The organism is Planktothrix tepida PCC 9214 (assembly GCF_900009145.1).
Classification (GTDB): domain Bacteria; phylum Cyanobacteriota; class Cyanobacteriia; order Cyanobacteriales; family Microcoleaceae; genus Planktothrix; species Planktothrix tepida.
On sequence record NZ_LN889782.1, the window covers coordinates 176,459 to 198,824 of the forward strand.

At 39.4% G+C, this 22,366-nt stretch carries 17 protein-coding genes; 10 read left to right on the top strand and 7 right to left on the bottom strand.

Annotation, left to right across the window (positions count from 1 at the left end):
• The first annotated feature begins 405 nt into the window (after window positions 1-405).
• Window positions 406-591 (top strand): hypothetical protein, encoded by a 186-nt coding sequence (locus PL9214_RS03840; RefSeq protein WP_072718638.1) that lies wholly within the window; start codon window positions 406-408, stop codon window positions 589-591.
• 104 nt (window positions 592-695) lie between these two features.
• On the opposite strand, the gene PL9214_RS03845 is transcribed toward PL9214_RS03840, so the two are convergent.
• The gene (locus tag PL9214_RS03845; protein ID WP_072717533.1) at window positions 696-1,649 is read right to left on the bottom strand and encodes a GDSL-type esterase/lipase family protein; all 954 of its coding nucleotides are present in this window, start codon (window positions 1,647-1,649) and stop codon (window positions 696-698) included.
• A 150-nt stretch (window positions 1,650-1,799) separates the two neighbouring features.
• The gene (cpcD/petH, locus tag PL9214_RS03850; RefSeq protein ID WP_072717535.1) at window positions 1,800-3,002 is read right to left on the bottom strand and encodes a bifunctional rod-capping linker CpcD/ferredoxin--NADP reductase PetH; all 1,203 of its coding nucleotides are present in this window, start codon (window positions 3,000-3,002) and stop codon (window positions 1,800-1,802) included.
• 320 nt (window positions 3,003-3,322) lie between these two features.
• Here cpcD/petH and PL9214_RS03855 point away from each other — a divergent pair, with 320 nt between their 5' ends.
• A complete protein-coding gene (locus PL9214_RS03855) occupies window positions 3,323-4,120 on the top strand; it encodes a sulfite exporter TauE/SafE family protein (RefSeq protein WP_139294960.1) in 798 nt (265 codons plus the stop codon).
• Window positions 4,121-4,176: 56 nt separating this feature from the next.
• Here PL9214_RS03855 and PL9214_RS03860 read toward each other — a convergent pair whose 3' ends face one another.
• Both PL9214_RS03860 and leuS read right to left on the bottom strand, forming a co-directional pair.
• On the bottom strand, window positions 4,177-5,190 hold the full coding sequence (locus tag PL9214_RS03860) for a tetratricopeptide repeat protein (RefSeq protein WP_072717538.1): 1,014 nt from the start codon (window positions 5,188-5,190) through the stop codon (window positions 4,177-4,179).
• A 522-nt stretch (window positions 5,191-5,712) separates the two neighbouring features.
• Entirely contained in the window at window positions 5,713-8,280 is a 2,568-nt protein-coding gene (gene leuS / locus PL9214_RS03865) for a leucine--tRNA ligase (protein WP_072718639.1), read from the bottom strand.
• Window positions 8,281-8,436: 156 nt separating this feature from the next.
• Between leuS and PL9214_RS31115 the strand changes: the two genes are divergently transcribed.
• The 5 genes from PL9214_RS31115 to PL9214_RS03885 all read left to right on the top strand — a co-directional run bounded on the left by PL9214_RS31115 (window position 8,437) and on the right by PL9214_RS03885 (window position 15,648).
• Entirely contained in the window at window positions 8,437-8,613 is a 177-nt protein-coding gene (locus PL9214_RS31115) for a hypothetical protein (protein WP_186440330.1), read from the top strand.
• Between the two features lie 134 nt (window positions 8,614-8,747).
• Window positions 8,748-9,323: a DUF924 family protein gene (locus PL9214_RS03870; RefSeq protein WP_072717540.1), complete on the top strand. Its 576-nt coding sequence runs from the start codon at window positions 8,748-8,750 to the stop codon at window positions 9,321-9,323.
• A 153-nt stretch (window positions 9,324-9,476) separates the two neighbouring features.
• Complete coding sequence (gene dxs, locus PL9214_RS03875) at window positions 9,477-11,390, top strand: 1-deoxy-D-xylulose-5-phosphate synthase (RefSeq protein ID WP_072717542.1); 1,914 nt, start codon at window positions 9,477-9,479, stop codon at window positions 11,388-11,390.
• A gap of 210 nt (window positions 11,391-11,600) precedes the next feature.
• Window positions 11,601-14,762, top strand: coding sequence for a sll1366 family intein-prone helicase (locus PL9214_RS03880; protein WP_072717544.1), 3,162 nt, complete (start codon window positions 11,601-11,603; stop codon window positions 14,760-14,762).
• A 40-nt stretch (window positions 14,763-14,802) separates the two neighbouring features.
• A complete protein-coding gene (locus tag PL9214_RS03885) occupies window positions 14,803-15,648 on the top strand; it encodes an SWIM zinc finger family protein (RefSeq protein ID WP_072718640.1) in 846 nt (281 codons plus the stop codon).
• 96 nt (window positions 15,649-15,744) lie between these two features.
• On the opposite strand, the gene PL9214_RS03890 is transcribed toward PL9214_RS03885, so the two are convergent.
• Window positions 15,745-16,797: a Fe(3+) ABC transporter substrate-binding protein gene (locus PL9214_RS03890; RefSeq protein ID WP_072717545.1), complete on the bottom strand. Its 1,053-nt coding sequence runs from the start codon at window positions 16,795-16,797 to the stop codon at window positions 15,745-15,747.
• Window positions 16,798-17,167: 370 nt separating this feature from the next.
• Window positions 17,168-17,608 (bottom strand): pentapeptide repeat-containing protein, encoded by a 441-nt coding sequence (locus PL9214_RS03895; protein WP_072718641.1) that lies wholly within the window; start codon window positions 17,606-17,608, stop codon window positions 17,168-17,170.
• A gap of 156 nt (window positions 17,609-17,764) precedes the next feature.
• On the opposite strand from PL9214_RS03895, the gene PL9214_RS03900 reads away from it, so the two are divergent.
• A complete protein-coding gene (locus tag PL9214_RS03900) occupies window positions 17,765-18,223 on the top strand; it encodes a YraN family protein (RefSeq protein ID WP_083579872.1) in 459 nt (152 codons plus the stop codon).
• A 26-nt stretch (window positions 18,224-18,249) separates the two neighbouring features.
• Here the strand turns inward: PL9214_RS03900 and PL9214_RS03905 are convergent, their stop codons facing one another.
• The gene (locus PL9214_RS03905) at window positions 18,250-18,639 is read right to left on the bottom strand and encodes a hypothetical protein (RefSeq protein ID WP_072717547.1); all 390 of its coding nucleotides are present in this window, start codon (window positions 18,637-18,639) and stop codon (window positions 18,250-18,252) included.
• Between the two features lie 387 nt (window positions 18,640-19,026).
• Here PL9214_RS03905 and queA point away from each other — a divergent pair, with 387 nt between their 5' ends.
• Window positions 19,027-20,184 (top strand): tRNA preQ1(34) S-adenosylmethionine ribosyltransferase-isomerase QueA, encoded by a 1,158-nt coding sequence (gene queA / locus PL9214_RS03910; protein ID WP_072717548.1) that lies wholly within the window; start codon window positions 19,027-19,029, stop codon window positions 20,182-20,184.
• 328 nt (window positions 20,185-20,512) lie between these two features.
• Window positions 20,513-22,339 (top strand): caspase family protein, encoded by a 1,827-nt coding sequence (locus PL9214_RS03915; protein WP_072717549.1) that lies wholly within the window; start codon window positions 20,513-20,515, stop codon window positions 22,337-22,339.
• Window positions 22,340-22,366: the final 27 nt, after the last annotated feature.

The window sequence follows — 22,366 nt, forward strand, 5'->3', positions numbered from 1 at the left end:
GTATCCTATCCCTGGATCGGTTAGTCCTGTGCTAAATGTTTAGCTTAAGTAGACGGTCAAAATATTAAGGAAAAATTTAATTAAGCTATACGTCTTTTCCAAACTGAGAACGGGTTTTTAGAGTTTTCATTTTTTTATGTCCACTGACTGGCATAGAAATACTCCTAATATTAGATAGTCTACCCATGAGTTTTGCTCCCGTTAACAAAGTTCAACGCTGAAATTACTGAGGGTTAGACTTTGGGGTGTATGTTATCTTCCTTGATTTGTAACGAACTGTAAAGATCATCCCCTAAACGATTAAACTTCGTTACAAGATGATTCAGTCGTACAAAAACCGTGATACCTTACCAATGACGACAAAACACTGTTCTAATGAAGGGAGAAAAACCTGTGAAGTTAGAGATGGGATACTCAACAACTTCTAATCATCAAGGCGTTAGTGCCTATGTAGCAGATCTACAACTGCACATGACGTTACAAGCTCGTAACTTAGTTCCCAACCTGACTCAAGCGCGTGATTCTCGCGAGCAAATGCTCCAGCAAACTCAGGCAGACCTAGAAAAATACATTTCTCGGCAAACTCTCTAGTCCAGTTTGGTTATCCACCGGGAAAACTAACAGCAGACAGGGGACGAAGCCTAATATGGGGTATGGGGCGAAGAAAAAGGGGATCTTTCTCCTCAATCCCCAATTCAGATCAATTGCGGGATTTCAATCACATCATCAATCGAGAGAACCTCAGATGTGAGGTTGTTTCGGATGGCGATTAAATCGCAATAGTCAAAATCGTCTCGCCCTAATGTGTTGAGGGTAATTTTTTGTAGGGTATCTCCGGGTTGAACAGGATAAGAAACCCAGAGGTAAGATTTTCCATCTAAGGGGAATTCTGATGATTTTTTTAACCAGTTTTGATAGTTATTATCTCGATTTTTAGTCAGGCGAGACTCTGTTTGTTTAAGGGCAAATTGCCAAACTTTGTAACCTTCTAGGCTGAGGTGTAAGCCATCGGTGGTTAACTCAGGGCGGATATTTCCCTGATTATCGGTGAATCGTTGATGAAAATCTAAATAGATGAGCCCTCGATTTTTAACCTGTTGAGCAAGATTTTGATTCAGTTCTCGAATTAAAAGATTAGGAATCGAAAATGTTAGGGCTTCTGTGGGTAATTTTGTTGGAAAAATAGATTGAACTAAAATTTGCGTCTCAGGATATTTTTGTTGTAGATAATCTAAAATTTTTTGATAATTTCCTAATATTTCTTTCACAGAAACCTTATTTTTTAAATCATTAATTCCCGCCAAAATATAAATTGCATCGGGCTGAATTTGATCAAAAATATCTAAACGTTGCCAAATTCTGCTTGTTGTATCCCCTGAAATTCCTTGATTTAACCATAATCTTCCTGATGGTAATAAAGGATTAGGAAACCACATACTTAAGGAATCTCCTAATAAAATATTAAGGCGAGATAAACCTATATTTTCAGAACTTTCCGTTTTAATTAAATTAACTTCCTGCTTTAATATATTCAGCCAATCTTGATAAGTGGGTTGATAAATCTCTCCTGATAAACGAGTATAAATTTGGCTTGTATGCAAAGCAAAAAGCCGTTGTTGGTACATTTCAAGTCCTGATTTTGGGGTCATAAGCGATTACTTTATTCTCTGGTTTCCAAATAATAAAAGCGAGGAATAAAATAATCCCTCGCACTTCAATCGATTAGAACGAGACTTCTTGAGAACGTTACTGAATCAGTGTTGATTTATGCAGACATCTGATGAAATCTATAAACTGATTTAGTAAGTTTCAACGTGCCAACGCTCTGCTTTTTTGAGTTGTTTTTGATAGTCACTCCAGTTGACATCAAATTTACCCGCAGCCGCAGACATTCCTTCGTCAATACCACCTTCCATACCTTTAAGACCACAAATATAGGTATGGGTATTTTCTTTCTGAACTAACTGCCACAATTCATCGGCGTTTTCTTTAATCCGATCTTGAATGTACATTCTGCCACCTTGGGGATTTTGTTGTTCACGACTGATGGCATAAGTTAAGCGGAAGTTATCAGGAAATTCCCGTTGTAATTGTTCCAACTCTTCTTTATACAGAATATTGGCAGTGTAGGGAATTCCAAAGAATAACCAAGCTAACCCTCGGAATTTATAATCTTGATGTTGTTCTTTGAACATCCGCCACAGGAAAGCCCGGAAGGGTGCAATTCCTGTACCCGTTGCCATCATCACCACAGTGGCTTCTTCGTCATCGGGTAATAACATTTCCTTACCCACTGGCCCAGTAATGGCAACATCCGCCCCCACTTCTAAATTACACAGATAAGTCGAACAAACCCCATAGACGGTTTCCCCGGTTTCAGGATGTTTATATTCCAGTTGACGAACACACAAGGAAACGGTTTTATCATCCAGTTTGTCACCATGACGAGTGGAGGCAATTGAATACAGCCTTAACTTGTGGGGTTTACCTTTGTTATCGTTTCCAGGGGGAATAATCCCAATACTTTGACCTTCGAGATAACGTAAATCTCCGCCGGAGATGTCAAAGGTGAGGTGACGGACTGTACCTAAACCTCCTTCACCCACCAGTTCATAGTTCTCGATACATTGCCCCATATAGGGCTTGTTCGGACGGTAGATATTAATAGGAATATCTGTTTTAGCCTTGGCGTGAGTCATGGGCTTAGTTTTTTCTTCAGATGGTTGGCTCTGTTGTCCATTTACGGGAGCCACGGTCGTTGCAGCATGAGGTTCACCTGCAGGGCGAATACTGACAATTTTTCCTCCCATCCGGGAAATGCGACGCATTTCTTGATTCATGCGGTCATAGGGTACAGTCAGGTAAACTGCACCACTGCGACGAATTGGAAAGTTGAGTTTGTCTGTATTCTCCCCTTGTCGCATTCCCTCGACTTCAAAGATAAAGACGCGGCTATTGGCTCCTGTCTTTGTTGCAACACCAGTTCCACTTGGACGATACATTCGTTTCTTCTCCCTTAGAATACCGAAGCTCTTAACTAACAAAATGTGACTAATACATCACTTCAGGTTTTTTTAACGTGCAATTGACAAAAATAGTCAAACATACCTATCCCCTCTCACGCTGGGCCAGGGGTCGTTGCTGTTACCAATTTGCACTTTGCACTATTTTACAGCGTAGTGTTCATCGGCTAATCTCAATTGGGAAGAGCTTGACAGAGGGGGAACTCAGAACTGAGGGGGAAAAAATTATGAGACAATAAAGTTCACCCTTAAAAGTTGAGTGCAAAACGTACAGCTTAAAACTTCTTTTGAGGATTGTTATGATGGGAATTCTACCTTGGGTTTTATTAGTAGCACTGGGACTAACGGCTGGAACCGCAGCAGGATTATTGGGAATTGGGGGAGGGATGTTGGTTGTTCCAGGGTTATTTTATATTTTTAATTTAATGGGGTTTCCGCCCAGTTTGGTGATGCACGTTGCGATCGCAACTTCGATGAGTATCATGGTTTGTACAGCAACTTCTTCTATTTTAGCCCATCATTCTAAAGGAGATGTGCAATGGGGAGTATTTTGGAAAATTGTTCCGGGTATTTTATTGGGTGTTTTATTGGGTGCAGCCTTAGATAATACTTTATCAAGTCATTGGCTAAAAATTATTTTTGGATTATTTTTATTGTTGATTTCTATAAAGCTATTGTTGGATTTTAAACCCCAACCCAAGTCAGAAACCTTACCAAGATTAGCAATTATTAATGTGGTGGGTTTGGGAATTGGGTTTAAGTCGGGACTTTTAGGGGTGGGAGGCGGTGCAATTAGTGTTCCCTTTTTGATTTATTGTGGATTACCGATGTATGAAGTGGTGGGTACATCATCATCTTTTAGTTTACCGATTTCGATTTTAGGAACCCTTGCATTTCTGTTATCTTCTCAAGGGGGTGCTTCTCTTCCTGGATTTACAGGATATATTTATTGGCCGGCTTTATTATTAATTGCTCCCTTTACTATTTTAGGAGCTTTTTGGGGAACAACGCTATCCCATGTTATTTCAGGGGAAAAACTACGAACAGCGTTTGCTTTATTTCTTTTATTAATTAGTTTAAATATGTTATTTTTTTAAACCCAATTAAAGTGTGGCTATCCCAGCGCCAGAATCATCCCATTTCACCCCTATTTTTATTCATTTATAAATTCCGCTTCACAGATCGTTGACTCCCGTTGTTCTAGGTCTTCCGTATCCCATAAACCATTGAGAAAAGTTGTATAAAAATATTCTCCTCCTTGTTGAACGTCAATTTTAGGAGCATTTTTAGAATAGGGAGCGTGATCGGAAATTCCCCGTTGAGCTTGATAATGAATATAGGTATCTGAGTTCACGCACATGACATGATAAAAATCTTTATTTGCACCGGATTCATCCCCCAATTTATAACGAGCTAATCCTCTGTTTAAATAAGCTTTAATAAAATTAGGATCAATATTGAGAACTTGATCAAAATCAGCAATTGCTGATTGATATTCTTTTAAACTATGATAAACACAACCTCGGTTATAATAGGCATAAACATTATAGGCATCTATTTGTAAAGCCCGGTTATAATCTCGAATAGCTCGCTCATGATTTCCTAATTGATGATGACACAATCCTCGATTAATATAAGCTTTAATATAATTAAATTCTAATTCCGTTGCTTTATTAAAATCCTCCACTGCTTTTTCTTTATTTCCTAATAAATAAAAGGCTCGACCTCGATTGTAATAGGTTTTATGATTGTTGGGATTTAGACTAATGGCTTGATTGTAATGATTAATAGCATCTTGATAACTTCCTGATTGGGCGATCGCTAATCCCAAATTATTATAAACTGCATCACTTTTGGGATTAAAATTTAGAGCCACCTTAAAGTCCTGAATTGCTTTATCATATTTTCCTAAATGTCGCCAAGCATTCCCCCGATTTAGATAAGCATCAGGTAATTTTGGTTCTATTTCTAAAGCTTTTGTTAAATCATTAACGGCTTGTTGATACTCTTTCAAATAATAGTAAACTAGACCCCTATTATTATAAGCGTTGGCATAATTTGGGTTTAATTGAATCACTTGATCAAAATCTTTCAAAGCACCCCGATAATTGCCTTGGCGTGCTTTTTTTAAGCCTTGTTCATAAAAACGCTTAATATTATTAAACATGAAACTTCCTCTTGATTGATTAAGCTCTATTAGATGTTGGAAAATCATGAAACTCTATTAAAATCAACAAGCTCGACTCAGGATTAGGATTTAGGTTTTGAGCTTGATGAACTCATCCATTGATAATAAAGAAGTCTAAACACAACCAGAGACTTCTTTACCCTTTCAGGGATAGCCCTACACACTTTCTATGATATCAAATTAAGAATTTAGGTGGGAGCCTCGCTGAGATCCAACTCATGATTAACAATCTTGACACCAGTTTTTAATTAAAGGGTCAATTCAAGAAGTGTCCCCTTGATACCAGCGCTAAAACTCAATATCTGATAAGCGGTTACGCCGAATTTGCTTAAAGGAACAAGGAAAAGGAAAGAGGGAACAGAACAGAATTTGGGTTGGAGTTTGATCATATTTCAAGATGCGGTTTAAATGCCTATGACCTTATTTAATTTATTCCCAATAAAAAACCCCCAAACCGGAAAAGTTTGGAGGAAAATTAAGATAATCGATTAAGTTTCTGGGTTAAGCAACAACAAAATTCACTAATTTCCCAGGGACAACAATCACTTTTTTAATGGTTTTGTCGCCGATATGACGTTGACTGACTTCAGAATTTCGGGCATATTCTTCTAAAGTTTGGTGATTAGCTGCTGCTGGGACTTGAAGCGTACCGCGTGTTTTACCATTAATTTGAATCACTAAGGTAATTTCATCAACCACTAACGCTTCTGGGTCATACTGAGGCCAAGTTTGAGTATGAATTGAACCTGTTTTACCAATCAGTTGCCATAATTCTTCGGCAATATGGGGGGCAAACGGTGCTAATAATTTCAACAGCGTTTCAATTCCTTCTAAATAGGTAGGAGACGCTTTACAATCGGCTTCAGATAAGGCATTACTAAGTTTCATTAATTCTGAAACCGCCGTATTAAATTGATAGTCTCCGTCTAAATCCTCGCTGACTTCTTTAATTGCAGTATGAATCGCCCGTTTTAAGTCTTTTTCGACTTTACTTAATTCCCGATTCTTAGGTTTAGAAGTTTCAACTTCAGCAAATTCAGTCACAATTCGCCACACCCGATTTAAAAAGCGAAATTGTCCTTCAACATCAGCATCATCCCATTCTAAATCTTTCTCAGGAGGAGCTTTAAATAAAATAAACATCCGGGCGGTATCAGCCCCATATTTACCCATGACTTCCAACGGATCAACGCCATTATATTTCGATTTAGACATCTTCTCAAAGAAGACTTCTAACTTTTCTCCGGTTTCAGGATCTTGGGGATTACTAGGACTCACTTGTGAAGGTGAAAAATACTTTCCAGTATTACGATTTTTATAGGTAATTCCCTGCACCATCCCTTGAGTTAATAACCGTTCAAAGGGTTCTTTACAATGTAATAATCCGCGATCGCGCAATACTTTTGTAAAGAATCGAGAATATAATAAATGTAAAATCGCGTGTTCAATTCCGCCCACATATTGATCAACACTCATCCAATCATTTGTAATCGCTGGATCGAACACTTGTTGATCATTGTTAGCATCAGGATAACGCAAGAAATACCATGAGGAATCAATAAACGTATCCATCGTATCGGTTTCCCGTTTAGCAGGAGTTCCACAGTTCGGACAAGTAACATTAACCCAATCTTCTAATTGCGCTAAAGGAGACGGCCCCCGACCACTAAATTTAACCTGTTCAGGCAATTTTACAGGTAAATCTTCATCAGGAACAGCCACCGCTCCACACTTCGGACAATGAATAATCGGAATCGGTGTACCCCAATATCGTTGACGAGAAATCAACCAATCTCTTAAGCGATATTGAATAATTCCTTTGCCATATCCTTCATCTTCTGCATAGTTAATAATGGCTTGTTTAGCGTGTTCAGAATGTTCTCCACTAAAATTACAGGATTCGACTAAAATTCCCGTTCCGGTATAAGCCATTTTAACTCGATCATTTTCCTCATTATCATTATCCGCATCATCAGGAACAATCACCTGTTTGATGGGTAAATCATATTGAGTGGCGAATTGAAAATCACGGGTATCATGGGCGGGAACCCCCATGACCGCGCCTGTTCCATATTCATATAAAACATAATCCGCAATCCAAATCGGAATTTCTTCCTCATTAAAGGGATTAATGGCTTTTCCACCTGTAGGAACACCTCGTTTGGGTTTATCGTCAGAGGTGCGATCCGTGTTACTTTGATTTTTAACCTCTTGAATAAATGCTTCTACCGTTGCTTTTTGTTCAGGGGTTGTAACTTGAGAAACTAAGGGATGTTCTGGGGCTAATACCACATAGGAAACCCCGTAAACCGTATCAGGACGAGTGGTAAAAACAGCAATGTTTTCATTTAACCCAATAATCGGAAATTCTAACTGTGCGCCAATAGATTGTCCGATCCAGTTGGCTTGCATTAATTTAACCCGTTCTGGCCATCCGTTTAAATGTTCTAAATCGTTGAGTAATTCGTTAGCATAATCGGTAATTTTTAAGAACCATTGCCGCAATAATTTCTGTTCAACAATTGCCCCAGACCGCCAAGAACGTCCTTCATTATCAACTTGTTCATTAGCAAGTACCGTTTGATCAATGGGATCCCAATTAACTGCTGCTTCTTTTTGATAAGCCAGTCCGCACTTATAAAATTGTAAGAAAATCCACTGTGTCCAACGGTAATATTCCGGGGAACAGGTGGTTACTTCTTTTTCCCAATCAATCGAGAACCCTAATTTTTGCAATTGTTCTCGCATTTGGGCAATATTTTGATATGTCCATTCCGCCGGAGGAACTCCTCGGTCAATGGCAGCATTTTCGGCAGGTAGTCCGAAGGCATCCCACCCCATCGGATGTAAGACACGATAGCCTTGCATCCGTTTGAGTCGGGCGATCACGTCAGTAATAGTGTAGTTGCGAACGTGACCCATGTGTAGACTCCCCGACGGATAGGGGAACATGGAGAGTGCATAAAATTTGGGCTTGTCTTTGTCGGTTGGGGTTTTGTACAACCCCTGTTGTGCCCAGGTTTGTTGCCACTTTTGTTCGAGGGATGCAGGATTATATCGGGACTCCACAGCCATACTTCGTGCCGGATACGTTTTCTTGTTTCTTTATCATTTTTGCATATTGTCGGGTATTGGGTGTTGGATGTTGGCTGGTGCGTTGCTGAGGCATCCTACAGTTAGGGATTTTTCGTCTATGATGGGTCAAAAAAGGGAGGAATTTGAGTTATGTTAATTCGAGAGAAAATGCAAATGCAAACGATACAGTTAAAAACAGTGCTTGGGGAGGATGGAATTTTACAGATTCAGATGCCTCCTGAATTGAAACATAAAAGTTTAGAGATATTAATTGTGTTTCAGTTTTTACTTGATAGTAATTCTTTGCATAGATGGTTTAAAGATTGAAGATTGGCAGGATAGTTAAAGTTGAGTTGGGTTAAAAATCGTATTAGAGTATATTGGCTAAGGTAATTTTTTCCCATACTAGGTTAGAGAAGCTTAATATTATTACAATAAATTGCTAGGGATTGAAAACAATTATGGATAAATTTGAAGAAATTTTAAGCTTCTGGTTTGGTCATCCCCATGACCCCAACTATGGAAAACCTAAACCTGCTTGGTTTATGACAAATCCTACTTTTGATGAAGAAATCAGGACTCGTTTTCTGACAACCTATGAACTCGCAGCGACAAACCAACTTGATATTTGGCAAAATTCACCGTTAAGTTGTTTAGCGTTAATTATTACTTTAGATCAATTTCCTCGCAATTTATTTCGCGGAACACCCCAAGCCTTTGCCACCGATGAAAAAGCATTAACCATCGCGAAGTATGCCCTTGATCAAAGATATGATCAACAGATGATCAGGGTACAACGGGCTTTTATTTATCTTCCTTTTGAACATAGTGAAAATTTAGCCGATCAAACTCGTTGTGTAGAATTATTTGAAACTTTAAAAGGTGATCCTAATACTGCATCCATGTTTGATTATGCGATCGCTCACTTTAATATTATTCAAAAATTCGGACGCTTTCCCCATCGTAACGTGATTTTAAGCCGTCCTAGCACTCCTAGTGAACTAGAATTCCTTACCCAACCTAACTCGTCATTTTAAGCTGATTAACAGTCAACCGTTAACTGTCAATACCCCATCACCCTCTTCCCTGCTACCATGACATTGATGTTGATAATTCGGCCTAATGCCTGGAAAATTGGGCCATTTTCCCGAAACGTTAACTTCATGGTGACTTGAAGGTATTTAACAAATATGCACCTAAGCGAAATTACTCATCCAAATCAACTACATGGTTTGTCGATCCATCAACTCGAACAAATTGCCCGCCAGATCCGCGAGAAACACTTAGAAACCGTTGCCGCGACTGGAGGACATTTAGGGCCAGGGTTGGGTGTGGTGGAACTGACGTTAGGATTGTATCAAACCCTGGATCTTGATCGAGATAAAGTTCTTTGGGATGTGGGACACCAAGCCTATCCTCATAAATTAATCACCGGACGTTATCAAAATTTTCACACGCTAAGGCAAAAAGACGGCGTTGCAGGCTATTTAAAACGCTGTGAAAGCAAATTTGATCATTTTGGTGCGGGACACGCTTCTACCAGTATTTCTGCTGGGTTGGGAATGGCTTTAGCACGGGATATGAAAGGGGAAAACTTTAAAGTCGTTGCCATTATTGGAGATGGGGCTTTAACGGGAGGAATGGCATTAGAAGCCATTAACCACGCCGGACATTTACCTCATACTAATTTAATGGTGGTTCTCAATGATAACGAGATGTCAATTTCGCCCAATGTGGGGGCAATTTCTCGTTATTTGAATAAAATGCGACTGAGTGATCCAGTTCAGTTCCTTACGGATAATTTAGAAGAACAATTTAAACATTTACCCTTCGTCGGAGAAGCTTTTACTCCCGAAATGGAACGAATGAAAGAAGGGATGAAACGTCTTGCGGTTCCTAAAGTTGGGGCGGTGTTTGAAGAATTAGGTTTTACTTATGTTGGGCCTGTAGATGGTCATGATTTACAAGAATTAATTAATACGTTTCAACAAGCGCATAAAATACCGGGGCCTGTGTTGGTTCACGTCGCAACGGTGAAAGGAAAAGGCTATGCGATCGCAGAAAAAGATCAAGTCGGTTATCATGCTCAAAATCCCTTTAATTTAGCCACGGGAAAAGCGATTCCCGCCAGTAAACCTAAACCTCCGAGTTACTCTAAAGTATTTGGAGAAACCTTAGTTAAATTGGGAGAAAATGATCCTCGAATTGTCGGGATTACGGCGGCAATGGCAACGGGAACTGGGTTAGATATTCTCCAGAAAAAACTGCCCAAACAATATATTGATGTCGGTATTGCGGAACAACACGCGGTTACAATGGCGGCGGGTTTAGCAGCAGAAGGAATGCGTCCGGTTGTGGCAATTTATTCCACCTTCTTGCAACGAGCTTATGATCAAATTGTCCATGATATTTGTATTCAAAAGCTCCCGGTTTTCTTCTGTATGGATCGAGCCGGAATTGTGGGTGCAGACGGCCCAACTCACCAAGGAATGTATGATATTGCTTATCTGCGGTGTTTGCCCAATATTGTGATTATGGCGCCTAAAGATGAAGCCGAATTACAACGGATGTTAGTAACTGGAATTGAGCATACAGATGGCCCCACTGCGATGCGTTATCCGCGTGGATCAGGGTTAGGTGTTCCGTTAATGGAAGAAGGCTGGGAACCTTTACCCATCGGCAAAGGAGAGATTCTCCGCAATGGCGATGATCTGCTATTAATGGGTTATGGCAGTATGGTAAATATGTCAATGCAAGTCGCTGAAATTCTCAGTGAACATGGCATTGAAGCCACCGTAATTAATCCCCGTTTTGTTAAACCTTTAGATATCGAATTAATTGCGCCTTTAGCTCAACAAATGGGTAAAGTTGTCACGATAGAAGAAGGCTGTTTAATGGGCGGTTTTGGTTCGGCTGTTGCTGAAGCTTTATTAGACAATAATGTTGTGGTTCCTGTGAAACGTTTCGGGGTTCCTGATATTTTAGTCGATCATGCTGAACCTAATGAATCTTTTGCTGATTTAGGCTTAACCAGTTCTCAAATTTCTGAACAAATTTTGGAAGCCTTTTTTAGTCAGAAACAACAACCCTCTAAAGTCAGTTAATTTTTTCAAAAATCCCAATTTTTGAGATAGAAACCCTAGAAACCTGGTTTCTTGAACAATACCTTCGCCAAAATGTAGAGAGGGCTTTCTGTAGTAGAGTTGTTGTCAAGCAAAACCTCAACTTTATTCTACTCCTTCCTAAAATTGGCGAAGGTATTGAATGAATCAAGACACAATATAATTAATACAGAACAGTTGCAGGTTGACGAGATGGCAATTCTACATGGAAGTTGGTGCATTACGCCGAGTCGGTCTTTCTTCCTTTGGGGAGAAACCTGGCGACGAGTTACGTCGGAGTCCCTTGCTTCAGCACCCATTCTTCCTTATCCCTTTGCGTTAAACGATACAGAACTCTTAACTCAACCTATTTTACAAAATATTGGGTTATCAACGACTCTCCCTAATCTTCTATCCCCGAAAATTCTAGCACTCCCAACAGATATTTCTGAAACAGTTGGAGAACTCACTCCAATTTATTCTACTGCAACGAATAGTCCTCAATCTCATCTCTATCCTTGGCAAATTAATGGGATTTCTCTTAATCCTAAACAAGCCTTTCAATTTTTACAATCTCTGCCTTTAAGTACCGTAACAACATCAGAATCTAACTTAGGGGAAGATTTACGATTTTGGTCACATCTTGCTCGTTGGAGTTTGGATTTATTGGCTAGATCTAAATTTTTACCCCAATTAATTCAACAATCTGATAAAACGATTATTGCACAATGGCAACCGCTTTTCGATAGTGCCATTGATCAAGCTCGATTATTAAGATTTTCTAAACAAATGCCAACGGTTTGCCGAATGTATCAAGAGTTAATAGAAAGTAATTTTATAGCTATTGATTTACCCTTATCTGCTCAAAATATTATCATTGATTTTCTAGGAACAATCATTGATGCACAAGTGAGAACTGTTGCTGAAGAAGTCGAAACAAAAGCTAGTGCTAATACAGTTTTATTACCCTCAACTCTGCAAGCTTGGTTACAAGGATTAGGGAAAGAAGAAAATACGATTCAGGGAGAATTAACAGAAATAGAATCCTTAGAAATAGCCTTAAAAAATTGGACTTCTCCGCTACAATATTCTTTATCGGAACAAAATCTATTTTCAACAGCTTTTCAGTTACATCCTCCCACAGAAGATGATCCTAATTGGCAGTTAGAATATTGTCTACAAGCTATTGATGATCCTGAATTTATTATCAATACTCATATTATTTGGAGTCATTCAGTTGAGTCCTTTCCCTATCGAGGGAGAACAATTAAACATCCCCAGGAAACGTTGTTAAAAGGCTTGGGTTTGGCTTCTAAATTATATCCTGTTATTGAATCCAGTTTACAACAAGCTCGTCCCCAAAGCTGTAGTTTAAATCCCTTACAAGCTTATGAATTTTTGAAAAGTTATGCTTGGCGTTTTACCGATAGTGGATTAGGAGTAATTTTACCGCCTAGTTTAGCAAATCGAGACGGGTGGGCGAGTCGATTGGGATTAAGTATTAAAGCAGAAACGCCTAAATTAAAAACAAATGAACGGTTAGGATTAAAAAGTTTATTAAGCTTTAAATGGCAATTATCCATTGGTGGACAAACGATGACGAAGGCGGAATTTGATCGCTTAGTTTCTAAAGAAAGTCCGTTAGTAGAAATTAATGGAGAATGGGTTGAGTTACGACCTTCGGATATTAAAGCAGCCAAAACATTTTTTAGTCAGCGTAAAGATGAAATGACTCTTTCTTTAGAAGATGCGTTACGGTTATCAACGGGAGATACTCAAATGATTGAGAAATTACCTGTTGTTAACTTTGAAGCAGGAGGAAAATTACAGGAATTATTAAATACTTTAACCAATAATCGGAGTTTAGAACCCATTCCAAACCCCCAGAATTTTAAAGGGGAATTACGACCTTATCAAGCCAGGGGTGCAGGTTGGTTATCCTTCCTTGAACAATGGGGGTTAGGTGCGTGTTTAGCGGATGATATGGGATTAGGAAAAACAATAGAATTTATTGCATTTTTACTGCATTTAAAAGAACAAAATAGTTTAGAAAATCCCGTATTATTAGTTTGTCCAACATCGGTTTTAGGCAATTGGGAACGGGAAATTAAACGGTTTAGTCCGAATTTAAAAGTGATGGTACATCATGGCGATAAACGTGCAAAAGGCAAAAATTTTGCTAAAATAATTCAAGATAAAAATTTAGTGATTACCAGCTATCCTCTAACCTTTAGAGATGAAAAGGAATTGCAGGGGGTAACTTGGCAAGGACTGGTATTAGATGAAGCCCAAAATATTAAAAATTCTGATGCAAAACAATCTAAAACTGTTAGAAATATTAACGCATCCTTTAAAATTGCTTTAACGGGAACTCCGGTGGAAAATCGCTTATCAGAATTGTGGTCAATTATGGATTTTTTAAATCCAGGGTACTTAGGACAACGAACATTTTTTCAACGACGGTTTGCGATTCCGATTGAAAAATATGGAGATACGGACTCTTTAAAAATATTGCGATCGCTAGTTCAACCTTTTATTTTACGTCGGTTAAAAACCGATAAAGATATTATTCAAGATTTACCCGAGAAACAAGAAAATACTGTCTTTTGTCCCTTAACCACTGAACAAGCAACCGTATATCAAAAAATTGTTGATGAATCTTTAGAAAAAATTGATGATGCGGAAGGAATTCAACGCCGAGGAATGATTCTAGCATTATTAGTGAGGCTGAAACAGGTTTGTAATCATCCCGTTTTAATTGAAGCTAAAGTTAAAAATAGTAAAAAATCAGACAAACAAGATTTAATTAAAACCCAATATTCAGGAAAATTACAACGGTTGACAGAAATGCTAGAAGAGGTTTTAGAAGAAGGTGATCGCGCTTTAATTTTTACTCAATTTGCAGAATGGGGAAAATTATTACAACCCTATTTAGAACATCATTTTCACCGAGAAATATTATTTTTGTATGGGAGTACGTCAAAAAATAAACGGGAAGAAATGATTGATCGGTTTCAAAACGATCCACAAGCTCCACCGATTATGATATTATCTTTAAAAGCCGGAGGAGTGGGTTTAAATTTAACCCGTGCTAATCATGTTTTTCATTTTGACCGATGGTGGAACCCAGCCGTCGAAAATCAAGCTACGGATCGAGTTTTTAGAATTGGTCAAACTCGGAATGTACAAGTGCATAAATTTGTTTGTACCGGAACATTAGAAGAAAAAATTCATGATTTAATTGAAAGTAAAAAAGCCTTAGCCGAACAAGTCGTGAGTGCAGGAGAAGATTGGTTAACGGCTTTAGATACCGATCAACTCAGAAATTTATTAATATTAGATCGAAACTCAATTATTGAGGAGGAAGAGGAATAGTTTGAAAGCTCAAAAAATTGTTAATAAAAGGAGTAATTTTATGGTAGACTATACAATAGACGCAAACAAAGAATGGTGGTCACAACAATGGTTAGATTTATTAGATAAATATCGGTTTAAAAAACGGCTTGAACGAGCGAGAAATTATGCCAGACAAGGGAATGTTTTAAACATTGACTTTAAAGATCAAAAGGTTTTAGCCCAAGTTCAAGGAACTCAACCCGAACCTTATACGGTTTCCTTGTGGTTAGATATATTTAGTGATGAAGAATGGGATTATATTATTGAAACTTTATCGCAACGAGCTATTTTTAGTGCTAAATTATTAGCGGGAGAAATGCCACAGGATATTGAGGATGTATTTGCTGCTAATGGGTTAAGATTATTTCCCTTTTCCTTGGATAATGTTCATTCTGAATGTAGTTGTCCTGACAAAGCCAATCCCTGTAAACATATTGGTGCAGTTTATTATATGTTGGGTGATCGCTTTAGTGAAGATCCGTTTGTTTTATTTCAACTTCGGGGAAGAACCCAAGAACAAATTATTACAACGTTACGTCAACTGCGGGTTCAAAGTGAAGAAGATATTAACGTTTCTACCACAGAAACAACAACCATAAAATCTAACCCCCATTCTCCTAAACTCAATCAATTTTGGAATTATTCTGAACAACTAGACCCAGCTTTAGTTGTGATTACACCTCCTCCAGGGAGTGAAACCGTGCTAGATGTTTTAGGTACAATTCCATTAGCACCTATTGCTGTAAATTCTAATAATCGTTCTGCTTCATCGGCTACCGATATTGTGATGCAATATTTACAAACAGTCTATAAAAATGTTAGTCAACAAGCGGTTTTAGTTGCACTTAATCGCGAAGAAACCTAAGAAAACTGTTCATCATCTCAATGAGTTATTAACGTGAGTTCGACGAAACCAAAAATAGGTAAGCCTTTTTTAGTCCGTCAAACTCGCATTTTATCACTATTTCCAGCCGGCGCGATCCATAATTTGAATCGCCTCTGCATTAAATTTGCCATAGGCTGCAACATTCATCGGATCACTTTTAAATGTACCATAACTGGCTAAAACTGGAGAGACAGGAACACCCGCAACGGCTGGATATTCAAAAGCACTTTGAGCAAAAATCTTTTGAGCTTCTGGACTTGCTAAAAACTCTAAAAATTTAATCGCTCCCGCTTTATTAGGAGCCGTTTTAATCACCCCTGCACCACTAATATTGGTGTGGGTTCCCTGAGCTCGTTGGTTGGGAAAAAATAACCCAACTTTACTTGCAATTGCTTTATCTTCAGGTTTTTGAGACCCTGCTAAACGGGCTAAATAATAGGTATTTGCTAAAGTTAACTGTCCCACACCCGAAGCCACAGCCTTAATTTGAGAAACATCATTTCCTTCCGGGGGTCTGCCAAAATTAGCCACAAATCCTTTCACCCATTTTTCTGCATTGGTAGTTCCACTTTCTCCAACCATTGAAGCCACTAAAGATTGGTTATAAATATTATTAGAAGAACGAGCCAGTATTTTTCCTTTCCATTTAGGATTTGCTAAATCTTCATAGGTAGACAATTGAGCCGGATTGACTTTAGCTTTATTATAAACAATGACTCTCGCCCGTTTAGAAAACCCAAACCAATTCCCATTAGGTTCTCTTAAATTAGCTGGAATGGCTTGATTTAAAATCGCAGAAGAAATAGGTTGAAAAATTCCCTGTTGTTGCGCTCTCCAAAGGTTCCCAGCATCAACAGTAATTAAAATATCTGCTGGACTATTGGCTCCTTCACTTTTGATTCGTTCGACTAATTCCTCGGCTTTCCCTTCAACAATATTGACTTTAATCCCCGTTTTGTTTGTAAAACTTTGATAAAGCTGATTGTCACTATCGTAATGACGAGCCGAGTAAACATTAACAACTTGGGGGTTAGCTTGACTACGTTGCATCGGGGTAAGTCCTCCAACTGCAACTACAGCCAAGGCTGTTCCAAGGGTGAGGAACCCACGTCTAGTGATATTTTTCATGGATCTGGAAAGGGTCTGTTTTAATGCAATAGTTTTTCAAGAAGACAGTATAGCGTTAATGCTAGTTATTCTCAATAATTGTTTTTTGAAAACAACTATGGTAATATAAGCGTTTTTTTATCCAAGAAGGGAGAAACCATGAATTGAATGGCAAATCACGGCTTGCTGAAGGGCAGCAGTTACTGAAATCTTTGGGTAAAGCTCGTTAAAATAAATGATGGAAGTTCCTAATATTGAGGTTTCAGGAATAGAAAAGTATTGCAAATTATCATCAAATATGACAAAGCAAAAAATATCCCCAGTGTCCGAGGACGACCAGGGAGATGAAACCGGAAACCCAGTTTTTTAAGGGATTTTAGCCCAATCGGGTTTAATCACAATCGAGTGTATCGCGGGTATTGCGTCCTGTGACCGGGTTGGTTCCTGTCGCTACCTTGCAGAGGGTAAGTTGATCATCCCGGCTTAACATCACATCGGTAAAATCAGCCCCTTCAATGATTGCCCCTTCAAATTCAGCGTTATAGGCATAAGAGCCTTCAAGGATAGCGTTTTTGAGGTTTGTCCGCCTCAAACGAGCCATATCCAAGGTGGAATTTCTCAGATCCGCACCTTCGAGATTCACATCTTGGAGTTTAGCTCCAAATAAACTGACGCCATGTAAATCTGCATGGCTAAAGTTACTTCCGCGTAAATTTGCAAAGTCAAATTCTGAGTCTGTTAACACTTGACCCGAAAAGTCTGCATTTAATAAAGTGCGCTTTTCATAATTTTCAGCGAGGGCGGATGGCGTTTTCAACAGGGCCAGAAGCATCCAAACACTCAGTACAACTAAAGCCCCAAGGGTTTTTAGGGGTGAGGAAATCCTCAAATTCATATTTTCTCCCGATGCAAAAATTTACTTCATATAACTTAATATTTTACGGAGAAAGGGGATAGAATATTCACGAATAACCAGCAACCGACATCTATGTCTAAAACGATTGGTTCTTTAGGGGAACAATGGGTCGGCTTTTGGTTAGAAAGCCAAGGTTGGCAAATTTTGCATCATCAATGGTATTGTCGATTTGGAGAAATTGATTTAATTGCTTTGTATCGGGGACAGGGGACTGTTCCAATTTTGAGTTTTGTTGAAGTTAAAACCCGTAGTCAACGGAATTGGGATGAGGGGGGACTTTTAGCTATTACTCCGGGTAAACAAGCAAAATTGATTCAAGCAGCGGAATTATTTTTAAGTGATCGCCCGGATTTAATCGAATATCCTTGTCGGTTTGATGTGGCTTTAGTGCGTTGTGATCGCTATCCAACCCCTACCCCAATCTCTGCGGACAGCCCCCCTTTTCCTGATAGCATAAAAGTCGGTCAACCTTTTTTCCTCAAGGGCTACCGACTTCTATTACAAGATTATATTGAATCTGCTTTTAGCTAAATCTCGTTAACTGTCAACTCTTAACATTAAGCTAATGCTTCAGGACAATAACCTAACCCTCTAACAAATTGGGTTTTAAAAGATTCAACATCTTCACGGTTAGGAATACCATGAGACACCACAGCAACTTGGTAACGGCGCATAACACTGAGAGGGGATTGACCCGTTTCTAAGCCCCAAAGGGCCATTAAAATCCGCATATCGGGTTCGTAGGGAACACCCAACTCGTGCATAAAAGCTCTAAAGTCCCCGTGTTCTTGTGGTGTCAGATATTGACGCATTTTAATTTTCACAATCCAGCCATCTATTTGGTGAATCACCGTAATAAACTGAACGGGGAGGGAGTGATTTGAGCATAAAAAGTCTATCACTCTCAGCGTAAGGCTTGTATTGGCAAGGTAGTAGAGGTATTCCATCGGTCATCTCCTGCATGATTGTCCCGCCTGTTTGTTGCTTAACTCCAGCCCGGAACCCTGCAACAAAGAGTAATAGGGGCGGTGTTTTTGATTCTGCTGTAAGGCTCGTTGATCCCAATCTGAGGTCAAAACAAAGCCAAAAACAATGCGACCTTTCCGTTGGTAGGCAGCATAACCCTATATTTATATACTGCCAAGATTAACGATGATAAGATAGGGGAAAAGCACCCGATTTGGGATGGGGGATTCTACCCAAATTTAACCCCAGCAATTCCAGGGGATCACACGGTAGCCTATTAAGATCGATAGGGGGATCTCTAAAGATTAGTCAGCCGCTCATCGGATGGCCGAGTAAAGTAATTCATTGGTGAAGGACATTTCAAGAGAATGGATCAGTTAGATTATTGGTTAGAAAGCTACAATTATCAACTCCCAGAAGAACGCATTGCACAAAATCCTGTTGTACCCAGAGATCATTCCCGTTTGTTAGTCGTAGATTCTCCAAACTCTCATCGTCATTGTCTATTTAAAGATTTACCTGAATTTCTGCGACCGGGAGATTTATTAGTTCTGAATAATACCCGTGTTCTTCCCGCCCGTCTTTATGGACGCAAAAGTAGTGGGGCGGTGGTAGAAGTGTTATTACTCGAAGAAAAATCCCATCAGACTTGGTTAGCATTAGTTAAACCGGGTAAACGATTTAAATCGGGTTCTGTGATTGAATTTGAGTCTATTTCTGATTCTACAACAAATTTCAATCCTAAACTATTACGCGCAATTGTTTTAGAAACGGATGAGGAAACGGGAGGACGATTATTAAAATTTGAAATTCCCGAAGAACAGTCTTTAATTCCGCTTTTAGAACAGTTTGGAAATATTCCGTTTCCGCCCTATGTTACGGAGACAGAAGCATTACCGGAACAATATCAAACGATTTATGCCAAACACTCCGGGGCTGTCGCTGCGCCTACAGCCGGGTTACATTTTACAGAAGAATTATTTCAACGTTTAGAACAACAAGGCATTGACAAAACGTTTTTAACCTTACACGTTGGAGTAGGAACTTTTCGACCTGTGGAAGTAAATCAAATTACTGAACATCAAATGCACGGAGAATGGATTGAAGTTCCGGCGGAAACTATTGAGAAAATTGAGAAAACGAAAGCTTCAGGAGGTAGAATTATTGCAGTGGGAACAACGGTGGTACGAGCTTTAGAAGGAGCCGCGATCGCCCATTCTTCCAACTCGGGAACCTCAACAGAAAACTCGAAAGAATCTGCTCTTAAAAGTTATTGCGGAAAAACGAATATTTTTATTTATCCCGGATATCAATGGCGCGTCATTGATGGATTAATTACGAATTTTCACTTACCTAAATCCAGTTTATTAATGTTGGTTTCAGCCTTAATTGGGCGAGAACGGTTACTGAGTTTATATCAAGCGGTATTAGAAGAACCCGCCAATGATTTCGGACGACAATATCGATTTTATTCCTTTGGGGATGCGATGTTTATTTTACCAGAAGCAACATTAAAAAGGGAATAGGGAACAGGGAACAGGGAACAGAGGGGACAAGAAAATAGGGAATAGGGGATAGGAAAAAGTGATGAGCAACTGGATCAATTATTGATAGCAAACATTAACAAACATTAAAAGATGGAATATAACAATCCTAAATTGGCTGGAGACTGAAAACTCAGGACTCCTGACGGTCGGTGGGTGCGAGTCGCCGCCTGAACTTTACTCCCTCGTTGCCTGCGTTATAAAAATTAATGGGTTAAAAGTGCGATCGCCAAGCATCAAGGCATTTTGACAATTCAAAGAATATGTTATCGTTTTTGCAGGTTTATTAAGAAGTTATGGGGCATAGGTGATGAAACATCACGTTTGTATTGCTGTTGGCATTAATCAATATCAATATCTGCAACCCTTAAATTATGCCCAAAAGGATGCAGAAGCTATCTATGAATTTTTGGTAAATGGTGCTGGATTTCCTCAAGATCAGAGTTTATTGCTCACCGATAACTCACCCCAGGTATCGGGGATGTCCACCTACCCGAACCAAGAAAATATTTTAGATTGGGTGGAGTCCGTCTGCAACGAGCAATTGGGCCATGAGGATGTTCTGTGGTTGTTCTGGAGTGGCTATGGGTTTAGTAAAGAGGGAAAAGATTACTTGCTCCCCATTGATGGTAACCCAGCCCAGCTAGAAAAAACGGGGATTCCCATTGAAAAGTTGTATGACGCTCTCAAGGCGGCTCCAACGGATAAAATTTTAGTATTGTTGGATATTAACCGAAGTCAAGGAGCTCACGCTGGGGAAAGTGTGGGAACTCAAACGGTGGAACTCGCCCGCCAAAAGGAAATTCCTACAATTTTATCTTGTCGTCGGGAACAGTTATCACGGGAAACTTCGGCTTTGCGACAAGGGTTTTTTACCGCCGCGTTATTAGAAGGATTAAAAACGGGAGAATGTTCGACATTAGACCAGTTAATCCATTTCTTAGGGGAACGTTTACCCGAACTGACCGAACAACATTTAAGACCGAGACAAAAACCTGTCTTTGCCGTTTATCCAGCAATTAAACTCCAACAGGTACTTTTGCCTGAAAGCCGTCAGGTAGCGAGTGTTAGCCTTTCTAATGGTATGAGGGAAATGAATATGGCGACTGTAGAACCCTACCAAAATGGTACTGTTCCTTTATCCGAAGATCCTCTGAAATTGTCTACATCCTCTGATCCAGGGACTGGAGATCTGGGTTCTCAGACGAATGAACCTGCTGAACACCCTAAAACTTCAGCAGAGGATTTGTCCTCCAAGGCTTCAACTTCTGTACAGCAGACCTTACCCCAACCTCCTGCAAATTCAACAGAGGATACTATGTCAGATAGTTCATTTTTACAACGGTTAATTCTTTGGAGTGGAGCAACGGCACTGGTATTGTTACTGGGTGTTTTTCTCACGAATAAACCGATCTTTTTAGGTGAAAAAACGGCTAAGTCTTCTTCTGGAACTTCAACGGTTGTTAACAATTCAAAACCAACATCAGCAACGGTTGGAACCGGAACCCCGACTACACCGGAAACGCCTCCCACTCCTCAAGAGTTGTTGCAGGAATCAAAACTACTGTTGAAAGATACTTCTGCTTCTGGTTTTAGCAAAGCGATCGCATTAGCTGCACAAATTCCCCTCGGTGATCCTCAGTTTCAGCAAGCACAAGCTAATATTGAACAATGGAGTCAAACCATTCTCGATATTGCAGAAGGACGCGCTGAAAGTCAAAATTTAACTGGTGCTGTTGATGCGGTGAAATTAATTCCCGATGCTAATCCTACGGTTTATAAACAGGGACAAGAAAAGCTCAAAGAGTGGCAAGCTCAATTGGCGATCGCAGAAAAAAATCAAGCCATTTTGACTCAAGCCAAGGGTTCAATTAAGCCCGGTCAAGCGTCATCTTACAGTGATGCGATCAGCAAAGTTGAACAAATTTCGGCGGATCAACCGGGATATTCAGAAGCTCAAAAATTGATTGATCAATGGGGAAATAAAATTTGGGAAATTGCTCAATCTCGTGCTAAGAAAAAACAATATAGTAATGCGGTTGAAGCGGCTCAGTTAGTTCCTGAAAAATCATCAGCTTATGCCGATGCTCAAAAAGCGATCGCTGAATGGGAAACGAAAGTTAAGCAGAAGAAATAATCTACAGAGTTGACGGTTAACGGTTAA